Origin of the sequence: Pseudomonas morbosilactucae, assembly GCF_023241715.1 — a bacterium.
Lineage (GTDB): Bacteria > Pseudomonadota > Gammaproteobacteria > Pseudomonadales > Pseudomonadaceae > Aquipseudomonas > Aquipseudomonas morbosilactucae.
In genome coordinates this window covers 109,757-119,996 of the sequence record NZ_JALQCW010000090.1, presented here as the reverse complement: position 1 = coordinate 119,996, position 10,240 = coordinate 109,757, and the positions used below count along the sequence as shown (strand labels likewise).

The following is a 10,240-nucleotide window of genomic DNA, read 5'->3' as shown; positions in this document are numbered from 1 at the left end:
CGTATTTGTCGCGGATGATGCCCTTGGCGTCGACGAAGAAGGTTTCCGGAGCGCCGTAGACCCCGAGGTTGAGGCCCAGGGAGCCCTCCTCGTCGCGGATATCCAGCTGGTAAGGGTTATGGAACTCGGCCAGCCACTTCAAGGCGTCGGCGTTCACGTCCTTATAGTTGATGCCGTAGATCACCACGCCCTTTTCGGCCAGCTTATTCAGCACCGGGTGCTCGACACGGCAGGAAATGCACCAGGTGCCCCAAACGTTGACCAGCGCCGGTTTGCCCAGCAGGTCGGCACGGGTCAAGGTCTTGTCGCCCTGCACCGAAGGCAGGGAGAACTCCGGGAACGGCTTGTCGATCATTGCCGAGGGAAGTTCACTTGGATCACCCTTATTAAGCTGAATAACGACAACAGCAGCAAAAGCTCCAAGTACCAAAGCAATCAATGCAACAACGACCCAACGTTTGCTATCAACACTCATCAACTAACTCCCTGCACTGTCATGCCCAGTGCTTCCCGCACGCGGCTTTTCACCTTGACCCGATAGCGCCGATCCAGGGCCGCCAGCAAGCCACCAAAACCGGTGAGCAGGCCACCGAACCAGATCCAGCGCACGAACGGCTTGACGTGTACCCGCACCGCCCAGGCGCCGTCCCCCAGGGACTCGCCCAGGGCCACATACAGGTCACGGGTGAAACCGGCGTCGATCCCGGCTTCGGTCATCATCGAGTTCTGCACCGTGTACAAACGTTTTTCGGGGTGCAGCACCGCCACTTCCTGGCCGTTGCGCACCACCCGTACGGTGCCCTTGTCGGAGGTGAAGTTCGGTCCCTCAAAGTGCTTGGCACCTTCGAAGATGAACTGGTAGCCGGCCAGGTCCATGGACTCCCCTGGCTCCAGGCGCAGGTCACGCTCGGCGCTGTTCTGGCTCGACAGCACCACGCCCAGGGCACAAACCGCGATCCCCAAATGCGCCAGCTGCATGCCCCAGTAGCTGCGGGTCAGGCTCGGCAGGCCCTTGATCAGGCCTTTGTGGCGGGTCTTGTCGAAGATGTCGCGCACCCCGGCCAACAGCACCCAGGCCGCCAGCATAAAGGTCGCCAGCACCGCCCAGTTGAAGTCGCCGTATGCGATGCCGGCCACCACTGCCAGGCCGGCGCTGCCCAGCAGGACTGGGGTCAGCATGCCCACCAGCCATTTCACCGGGGTGTCTTTCCAGCGCACCAGCACGCCCACGGCCATCACCACCATCAACAACGCCATCAGCGGAATGAACAAGGCGTTGAAGTACGGCGGGCCCACCGACAGCTTGGCCCCGCTCAGAGCGTCCAGCACCAGCGGGTACAAGGTCCCGAGCAGGATCATCGAGGCCGCCACCACCAGCACCAGGTTGTTGCCCAGCAGCAGGGTTTCCCGCGACCACAGGTTGAAGCCCACGTGGCTCTTGACCACCGGTGCGCGCAAAGCGAACAGGGTCAGCGAGCCGCCGACCACAAACAACAGGAAGATCAGGATGAACACGCCGCGCTCGGGGTCCGAGGCAAAAGCGTGCACCGACGTCAGCACCCCGGAACGCACCAGGAAGGTCCCCAGCAAGCTCAAGGAAAAGGCCGCAATGGCCAGCAGCACGGTCCAACTCTTGAATACACCACGTTTTTCCGTGACCGCCAGGGAGTGAATCAGCGCCGTGCCCACCAGCCAGGGCATAAAGGAGGCGTTTTCCACCGGGTCCCAGAACCACCAGCCGCCCCAGCCCAGTTCGTAGTAGGCCCACCAGGAACCGAGGGTGATACCGATGCCGAGGAAGGCCCAGGCAACGATGGTCCAGGGCCGCGACCAGCGAGCCCAGGCAGCGTCGAGGCGACCGCCGAGCAAGGCGGCGATGGCAAAGGCGAAGGCCACCGAAAAACCGACGTAGCCCATGTAGAGCATCGGCGGGTGAACGATCAGGCCGATGTCTTGCAGCAGCGGGTTGAGGTCGCGGCCGTCTGTCGGGATCTGCGGCAGAATCCGTTCAAAGGGGTTGGAAGTCAGGATCAGGAACAGCAGGAAGCCGGTGCTGATCATGCCCATCACGGCCAGCACCCGGGCCAGCATCACTTGCGGCAGTTGCCGGGAGAACACCGACACCGCGAAGGTCCAGCCACCGAGGATCAAGGCCCAGAGCAGCAGCGAACCTTCGTGGGCACCCCACACTGCACTGAACTTGTAGTACCAGGGCAAGGCGCTGTTGGAGTTGCTGGCCACATAGGCCACCGAGAAATCGTCGACCATAAAGGCGTAGGTCAGGCAGCCGAAGGCGAACGCCAGAAAGGCGAACTGCCCCCAGGCGGCCGGCTGGGCCAGGCTCATCCACAGACGGTCGCCACGCCAGGCGCCCAGCAGCGGCAACACCGCCTGGACCAGGGCAAAGCACAGCGCCAGGATCATCGCCAGATGCCCCAGCTCGGGAATAAAGATGCCGGACGTCATGGGTTAACCCTCTTTGGCTGGTGTCGGCGCCGACTGGCCGCTGTCTTTCAGGGCCTTGGTCACTTCCGGCGGCATGTACTTCTCGTCGTGCTTGGCCAGTACCTCGTCGGCCACCACCACGCCGTCGGCGTTGAGCTTGCCGAGGGCAACGATGCCCTGCCCTTCGCGGAACAGGTCAGGAAGGATGCCGCGGTAGGTGATGATCACGGACTTGTTGAAGTCGGTGACCACGAACTTGACGTCCAGGGAGTCGGCGGAGCGCTGCAGGGAGCCGGCTTCCACCATGCCGCCGGCGCGGATACGCGTGTCCAGCGGTGCTTCACCGTTGGCGATCTGAGTCGGGGTGTAGAACAGGTTGATGTTTTCCTTCAGCGCGCTGAGGGCCAGGCCCACTGCGAGCCCGACGCCCAGCAGAATCGCCAGGATGATCAAAAGACGCTTTTTACGCAGCGGATTCACTTACCGTTCTCCCGGCGCAAACGACGCGCCTCTTGTTGCAGATAGCGCTTGCGGGCCAGGATCGGCAGCGCCACGTTCAGAGCCAGGACCGCCAGGCACAGGCCGTAGGCCATCCAGACATACAGGCCGTGATGGCCCATGGCGAGAAACTCGCCGAAGGATGCAAAACTCATCGTGCGGCCTCCAGGCTGCTCTCGACCTCGGCCTTGACCCAACTGGCCCTGGCTTCGCGCTTGAGGACCTCAAGGCGCATGCGCAACAACAAGACCGCGCCGAAGAAGCAGTAGAAGCCGAGCACCGTCAGCAGCAGCGGCAACCACATTTCCACCGGCATGGCGGGTTTTTCCGTCAGGGTGAAGGTCGCGCCCTGGTGCAGGGTGTTCCACCACTCCACCGAGTACTTGATGATCGGGATGTTAATCACCCCGACAATGGCCAGCACCGCACAGGCCTTCGCGGCACTGTCACGATTGCGGATGGCGTAGCCCAGCGCAATAAGACCGAAGTACAGAAACAGCAGGATCAGCATAGACGTCAGTCGGGCATCCCAGACCCACCACGAACCCCAGGTCGGCTTGCCCCAGATGGCACCGGTGACCAGGGCCACGGCGGTCATCCAGGCGCCGATCGGTGCCGCGCATTGCAGGGCGACGTCGGCCAGTTTCATTTTCCACACCAGGCCCACCACCCCGCACACGGCCAGCATCACGTAGCAGGACTGGGCCAGCATGGCCGCCGGCACATGGATGTAGATGATGCGGAAGCTGTTGCCTTGCTGGTAATCCGGCGGTGCAAAGGCCAGGCCCCACACCACCCCCACACCGATCAACAACAGAGCGGCAATGCTCAGCCAGGGCAGCAGCTTGCCGCTGATGGCGTAAAACCATTTGGGCGAGCCGAGCTTATGAAACCAGGTCCAGTTCATTTGCTGTTTCCATCACGGTTGCTTCTCGTTGTTACGAAAAGCCAGGGTCTTTTTCTGGGTCAGAGAAAGTGATCAAAAAATGATCAGACCTCATTATTATTCGCCGACGCTGATCTTCAGGCCAGCAGCTATTGCAAAGGGTGTCAGGGTCACTGCCAGGGCGGTCAGGCTCCCAAGCCACAGCAGATAACCGGTCGCCGGCATGCCCTGCAACGCCGCCTGCAAGGCGCCACTGCCGAGAATCAGTACCGGGATGTACAGCGGCAAAATCAGCAGCGCCAACAACAGGCCGCCGCGCTTGAGGCCCACCGTCAACGCCGCGCCCACTGCACCCAGCAGGCTCAGCACCGGCGTGCCCAGCAACAGGGACAACAACAGCGCCGGCAGGCAGGCGCTGGGCAAGCCGAGCATCAACGCCAGCAAGGGGGCTAGCAATACCAGTGCCAGCCCGGAAAAAGCCCAGTGTGCCAGCACCTTGGCCAAGACCAGAAGAGGCAGGGGGTGCGACGAAAGGACCCACTGTTCAAGGGATCCGTCTTCAAAATCACTGCGAAAAAGCCCGTCCAGCGAGAGTAGTACGGATAACAAAGCCGCCACCCAGACCAGCCCAGGAGACAAGGTTTGCAACAATTGTGTCTCAGGTCCCACCGCCAGTGGGAACAGTGAGACAACAATGGCAAAGAACACCAACGGGTTGGCCAACTCTGCCGGACGACGGAACAACAGCCGCGCTTCACGGGCGACCAACAAGGCAAAGACAGTCATACGGCCCAACGCCCCAGGTCGATGTCGCGATAACCGCTCGGCATGCGCGTCAGGCTGTGGTGGGTGGTCAGCAGCACCATGCCGCCGCGCTCACAGTGCTCGGCCAGGTGCGCTTCCAATTGGGCGACGCCCTGCTTGTCGAGGGCGGTAAAGGGTTCGTCGAGGATCCACAGCGGCGGCCCGTCCAGGTACAAACGGGCCAGGGCTACGCGGCGTTGCTGGCCAGCGGACAGGGTATGGCAAGGGACATCTTCAAAGCCGCGCAAGCCCACCGCGGCCAAGGCCTGCCAGATGGCGTCGCGGCTGGCGGGCTGGTGCAGGGCGCAAAGCCAGCTGAGGTTCTCTTCAGCCGTGAGCAAATCCTTGATCCCGGCGGCATGGCCGATCCACAACAAATTGCGCGCCAGTTCACTGCGCTGGGTGTGCAAGGGTTGGCCATTGAGCAAGACTTCGCCGCTGGTCGGTTGCATCAACCCGGCCAGCAGTCGCAACAGGCTGGTTTTGCCGCTGCCGTTGGGCCCGCTGATCTGCAACATGTCGCCTGGCGCCAGACGCAAATCGAGGTGTTCGAAGAGCATCCGCCAGTCTCGCTCACAGGCAAGCGCTACGGCTTCTAGAAGAGGACTGGTCAAGTGATGGCGGGCCTTTACAGTTCAAGTCGGCAGTGGAGCGGCCGTTAAAGGGATGCAGAATAAATGCATTCGCGGCCTGTTCTAGAGAGCTGCGTCAAACATTTGCAATGTTTTCACCACTGCCCGGAAGACGGGCGGCATTATACATGCGATGCCCTACTCTAAAGAGGGCTTATTTCCTCAGGTTGTGTCCAGATGTCAGGTGAAATCAACATCCCTCTATTGCCCCAGCTGACGCCCGCCAGCGCCCGCCTGTCGAGCCTCGCTGGAGAGTTGCTGAAGCTGGCCCAGCCCCTGGAAGGCCTGATCGCCGCCGGCCAGACCGCCAAGGCGGAAGTGCTGTCACTGAAGCAATCGGACCAGGCCTTTCAGCTCTTGCTCAAGGTCACCCTCGACAACGGCAAGCAGACCACCTTGCAGGCCACCAGCAGCCAGCCTCTGCCCCAAGGCACCAGCCTGGCGGTGAGCCAGCCCTCGGCCGGCAACCTGGCGATCACCGTACAACAGGCCCTGGCCTCCAGCGTTGCCACCCTGACCCGCCTCGACACGGCACAACTGCCTGCCGGGACCTTACTGCAAGGCAAGGTCCTGACCAGCCAGGTGCTGCCACAGGGCCCCGGCCAACCGGTGATCTACCGCTCCTTGGTGAGCCTGCTCAACACCGCACAGAGCGGCAGCACCCTGAGCCTCGAAAGCCCCCAGCCGCTGCGCATCGGCAGCCTGCTGAGTGCCTTGGTCGAAGACTCCCAGACCTTGCGTTTCGTACCCTTGAGTGGTCGCCAGGATCAATTGGCCGTGGCCCAGCAACTGGCCACCCAGCAGAATCGCCAAGCCTCTCTGAGCGGGCTGATCAGTGCCTTGCAGAACCTGCCAAGGACGGACGCCACGTCCACCGACCTTCGGGCGGCGGTGGATAAACTCTTGGCAGGGCTGCCGGACCTGCAGCAATTGAGCAATCCCAAAGGCCTGGCCCTGGCCCTGGCCAACAGCGGTGCCTTTCTTGAGTCGCGCTTGCTGGGCGGTGATAACCCGGCCCTGACGCCGGACCTCAAAGGCAACCTGCTGCGACTGATCGCCCAACTGGCGCCGGGGTTGCCGGCCAATAGCAACTTCAATGCGCTGATCGCCGCCAATACCCTGGCCCAGGCCTTACCGAGTTTTGTCCGCAGCGCCTTGGGCACCTTGGGCCAGGTCAGCGCCAAACCGACGCCCGGCGGCTTCCCCCTGCCCTCTCGGCTGCTCCAGAGTCAGGACGGCGAAGGCGACCTGGAGCACCTGCTGCGCCTGGCCGCAGCGGCCGTGTCGCGGCTGCAAAGCCATCAATTGGCGAGCCTGGAACAAAGTGGCCTGACCGACGATGGCCGCCTGCAAACCACCTGGCAGTTGGAAATCCCCATGCGCAACCTGCAAGACATCGTGCCCTTGCAGGTCAAGTTGCAGCGCGAGGAGCCGGCGGAACCCGAGCCCCAAGACAAGCGCGAAGAGAAGGAAGCCAAGCAGCCCCTGTGGCGGGTGGAACTGGCCTTTGACCTGGATCCCCTGGGCCCGCTGCAAGTACAGGCGCAACTGATTCAGGGCCGCCTGTCCAGCCAGCTCTGGGCCGAACAGCCCTACACCGCGAGCCTGATCGAAAGCCACCTGGGCCGCCTGCGCGAGCGCCTGCTGGCGGCCGGCCTGAACGTGGGCGACCTAGACTGCCACCTCGGCAGCCCACCCCAGGGCCCGCAAACCCGACTGGAACAACGCTGGGTCGACGAAACCGCATGAGCACTCACACACCCCGCCAGGCCATCGCCCTCAAGTACGACGGCCAGCAAGCCCCAACCCTGACCGCCAAAGGCGACGACGAGCTGGCGGAAGCCATCCTGAAAATCGCCCGCGACTATGAAGTGCCGATCTATGAAAACGCCGAGTTGGTGCGGTTGTTGGCGCGCCTGGAACTAGGGGACAGCATTCCGCCGGAGCTGTACCTGACCATCGCCGAGATCATTGCGTTCGCCTGGAACCTCAAGGGCAAGTTTCCAGTGGGGCATGACCCACGAGTGGCGCAGCAAGAGAAGGACGTCACCGAACGCGGGGACGATTATTAGGGAAGAGCAGCGGCAAGTTGTAAGCGGCAAGCTTGAAGCTTGAAGCTAAAAACTTGCCGCTCGCCACTAGCCTTTATGCAACTTACTCATGAGCTCCGCCTCGGCCTGGGTCAGGCCGCAGGACTGGGTCAGCTCATCGATGCTGGCGCCCATGCCCACCAGACGTGCGGCCTGGGCGAAGGACAGGCTGGAGGGATCACGCTGCTCAAGCTGCGCCAGTTTGTCCGGCAACGGCCCGACCACCGCGCGCAGCTCATGCAAGTCCTCGCCCATGCGCACCGTACCGTTCTGGTAGTCGTCGACACGCTTGGCCAGGTCCTTGATGCGCTGGTCACGCACCGCATCCCCCTGGGCTTGCTGCTCGGCAATCTGCCGCTGGTTACGGGCATAAGACAAAAAGAACGCGACAGAGGCGATCCACAGGATCGCCAGGACGATGACAGCCACCTCAAGCATCAATCAGATACTCTCCAGTTCCGACCACTCTTCTTCGCTCATCATCTTGTCCAGCTCGACCAGAATCAGCAGCTCGCCGTTCTTGTTGCAGACGCCTTGAATGAACTTGGCCGACTCTTCGTTACCCACGTTCGGTGCGGTTTCCACTTCCGACTGACGCAGGTAAACCACTTCCGCCACGCTGTCGACCATGATCCCGACCACTTGCTTGTCGGCTTCGATGATGACGATACGGGTGTTGTCGTTGACCTCGGTCGGCACCAGGCCGAAGCGCTGGCGGGTGTCGATCACCGTGACCACGTTGCCGCGCAGGTTGATGATGCCCAGCACGTAGCTTGGCGCACCGGGTACCGGAGCGATCTCGGTGTAGCGCAGGACTTCCTGGACGCGCATCACGTTGATGCCGTAGGACTCGTTATCCAGCTTGAAGGTTACCCATTGCAGGATCGGATCTTCGGAACTCTGTGCAGACGACGACTTATTCATACCCCTGACCCCTCAAATAACCGTTGAAAACGGCGTGTGTTCTGTAGGGCCGCACCCTGGAGGCGCGGCCTGTTATTGACTTATATCGGCCGCGGGGCCGGTTTACTGATATCCATATGCTTCGCGCCGCCACTGGCAATCAACTCTGCCAGTTCGGACACGTCCAGCAACGCACACATGTGTTCGATGACTGTGCCAGCCAGCCACGGACGTTGACCACGATGGCTGCGCCATTTGATTTCATTGGGGTCCAGGCGCAGCGAACGGCTGACCTGATGCACCGCCAGCCCCCACTCGTAGCCCTGGACCGAGATCACGTATTGCAGGCCCTGGCGGAAGTCATCGCGATAGCGATCGGGCATGACCCAGCGTGCGGTGTCCAGCACCTTGAGGTTGCCGGCCTGGCTCGGCAGGATCCCGAGGAACCATTCCGGCTGACCGAACAGCGGCGTCAGCTCGTGACCGGCCAGGGAATAGATCGAGCCCAGGCACACCAGAGGCACTGCCAGGGTCAGGCCGGCGACGTCGAACAGCAGGCATTCAAAGGGTTCGGCAGCCCAGCTTGGGCGATCGTTGCCCGGCACCACCGGCGGCGGGCTGCTGGGCGGCAGATGGACTTCCACCACCGGCTCGATCAACGCCTGCGGCACAGGCTTCACTGGAGCAGGCGGCGCTACCGGCTCGGCCAGCACCTCGGGCATCGGTGCCACCGGCAACAGCGAAGGCAGCAGCGGCGCGGGCGCCTCTGGCGGTGGAGCGAAATCCACCGGAGCCTGGGGCTGCGTCTGCGCTTGCACCTGGGCGCGAGCCTGGGGCGCCGGGCTTGGTCGCGGCGCGGCAGCGGCCGCATCCCGGGCCTGCTCTTCAAGCACAGCCAGCTGGAACTCATCGAGCACCGGGCTCGGCTCCGTCACCGTTGCAGGTGCAGGTGCAGGTGCAGGCGACCAGTCTTCCTCGGTCGCCTCGTGCAACAAGGAATCCAGGTAGGACTGCAAGGCCAGCTGCGGCCGACTCTTGGTATCGAGAGGACGGTTCATAAGGATGCCCACGAAAAAACCCCGCCACAGAGACCTGTGGTGGTTATCGGCACGAGCACCAACAGACTTGAGTGAAGAACCACGTCAGGCCACCTGCGCCACAAGCTGCTGGGCCAGCAGGTGTTTGAGCAAGGCGCGGTAAGCCAGGATGCCGCGGCTCTTGCCGTCGAACTGCGAAGGCGTGAGGCCAGCTCGGCTGGCATCCCGCAGGCGCGTGTCCACCGGGATGTAGCCCTGCCAGATCTCATCGGGAAACTTGTCGCGCAACACCCGCAGGGTACCCAGGGACGCCTGGGTCCGCCGGTCGAACAGGGTGGGCACGATGCTGAATGGCAGCGGTTGTTTACGCGAGCGGTTGATCATTGCCAGGGTGTTGACCATGCGCTCCAGGCCCTTGACCGCCAAGTGCTCGGTCTGCACCGGGATCACCAACTGCTGGCTGGCCGCCAAGGCATTGACCATCAGCACGCCCAGCAACGGCGGGCTGTCGATCACGGCGTAATCGAAGTCCTGCCACAACTGCGCCAGGCTCTTGGCGATCACCAGGCCCAAGCCGCTCTGGCCGGGCGACTGACGCTCCAGGGTTGCCAGGGCCGTGCTGGAGGGCAACAGGGAAATACGTTCGTCGCTGGTGGACAGCAGCAACTGCCCCGGCAGGTCCTGGGGTACGCTGCCGCGATGCAGGAACAAGTCGTAGCAACTGTGTTCAAGGCTGTCGGGGTCATAGCCAAAATAACTGGTCATGGAGCCGTGGGGGTCAAGGTCGACCATGACCACGCGCTTGCCCGCCTCAGCCAGCAAACCGGCTAAAGCGATGGAACTGGTGGTTTTACCAACACCACCCTTTTGATTGGCGACTGCCCAGACTCTCATTGGAATTGTTCCTCCCGGCAGGCGCAGAGCCTGCCGAGAAATAGCGCTCAG

13 protein-coding genes are annotated in these 10,240 nt (G+C 62.6%); 2 read left to right on the top strand and 11 right to left on the bottom strand.

All coding sequences use genetic code 11. The annotated features are described in order from the left end of the window. The 7 genes from M1B34_RS29940 to ccmA form a co-directional block, all read right to left on the bottom strand. Positions 1–475: DsbE family thiol:disulfide interchange protein (locus tag M1B34_RS29940; protein WP_268267007.1), on the bottom strand; the 475-nt coding region annotated here is incomplete at its 3' end. Next, positions 475–2,466 (bottom strand): heme lyase CcmF/NrfE family subunit, encoded by a 1,992-nt coding sequence (locus M1B34_RS29935; RefSeq protein ID WP_268267006.1) that lies wholly within the window; start codon positions 2,464–2,466, stop codon positions 475–477. The genes M1B34_RS29935 and M1B34_RS29940, both read right to left, overlap by 1 nt. A 3-nt stretch (positions 2,467–2,469) precedes the next feature. Continuing rightward, a complete protein-coding gene (gene ccmE, locus M1B34_RS29930; RefSeq protein ID WP_268267005.1) occupies positions 2,470–2,925 on the bottom strand; it encodes a cytochrome c maturation protein CcmE in 456 nt (151 codons plus the stop codon). Further along, complete coding sequence (gene ccmD / locus M1B34_RS29925) at positions 2,922–3,098, bottom strand: heme exporter protein CcmD (protein WP_268267004.1); 177 nt, start codon at positions 3,096–3,098, stop codon at positions 2,922–2,924. The genes ccmE and ccmD overlap by 4 nt, the downstream gene beginning before the upstream one ends. After that, on the bottom strand, positions 3,095–3,850 hold the full coding sequence (locus M1B34_RS29920; RefSeq protein ID WP_123330165.1) for a heme ABC transporter permease: 756 nt from the start codon (positions 3,848–3,850) through the stop codon (positions 3,095–3,097). Before M1B34_RS29920 ends, ccmD begins: the two co-directional genes overlap by 4 nt. A 96-nt stretch (positions 3,851–3,946) precedes the next feature. Further along, positions 3,947–4,615 (bottom strand): heme exporter protein CcmB, encoded by a 669-nt coding sequence (gene ccmB, locus M1B34_RS29915; protein WP_123330163.1) that lies wholly within the window; start codon positions 4,613–4,615, stop codon positions 3,947–3,949. After that, entirely contained in the window at positions 4,612–5,193 is a 582-nt protein-coding gene (gene ccmA / locus M1B34_RS29910; protein WP_259740359.1) for a cytochrome c biogenesis heme-transporting ATPase CcmA, read from the bottom strand. The genes ccmB and ccmA overlap by 4 nt, the downstream gene beginning before the upstream one ends. Positions 5,194–5,442: 249 nt before the next feature. Here ccmA and fliK point away from each other — a divergent pair, with 249 nt between their 5' ends. Continuing rightward, a complete protein-coding gene (fliK, locus tag M1B34_RS29905) occupies positions 5,443–7,014 on the top strand; it encodes a flagellar hook-length control protein FliK (protein WP_123330159.1) in 1,572 nt (523 codons plus the stop codon). Then, positions 7,011–7,337 (top strand): EscU/YscU/HrcU family type III secretion system export apparatus switch protein, encoded by a 327-nt coding sequence (locus tag M1B34_RS29900; protein ID WP_123330157.1) that lies wholly within the window; start codon positions 7,011–7,013, stop codon positions 7,335–7,337. The genes fliK and M1B34_RS29900 overlap by 4 nt, the downstream gene beginning before the upstream one ends. Before the next feature lie 66 nt (positions 7,338–7,403). Here M1B34_RS29900 and M1B34_RS29895 read toward each other — a convergent pair whose 3' ends face one another. From M1B34_RS29895 to M1B34_RS29880, 4 genes are all read right to left on the bottom strand, one after another. Continuing rightward, positions 7,404–7,796, bottom strand: a complete 393-nt coding sequence (locus M1B34_RS29895; RefSeq protein WP_123330155.1) for a DUF2802 domain-containing protein — start codon at positions 7,794–7,796, stop codon at positions 7,404–7,406. After that, positions 7,797–8,279 (bottom strand): chemotaxis protein CheW, encoded by a 483-nt coding sequence (locus M1B34_RS29890; RefSeq protein ID WP_007922496.1) that lies wholly within the window; start codon positions 8,277–8,279, stop codon positions 7,797–7,799. 80 nt (positions 8,280–8,359) lie between these two features. Continuing rightward, positions 8,360–9,316: a CheW domain-containing protein gene (locus M1B34_RS29885; protein ID WP_268267003.1), complete on the bottom strand. Its 957-nt coding sequence runs from the start codon at positions 9,314–9,316 to the stop codon at positions 8,360–8,362. Between the two features lie 84 nt (positions 9,317–9,400). Then, positions 9,401–10,189 (bottom strand): ParA family protein, encoded by a 789-nt coding sequence (locus tag M1B34_RS29880; protein ID WP_123330151.1) that lies wholly within the window; start codon positions 10,187–10,189, stop codon positions 9,401–9,403. Between the last annotated feature and the right edge of the window lie 51 nt (positions 10,190–10,240).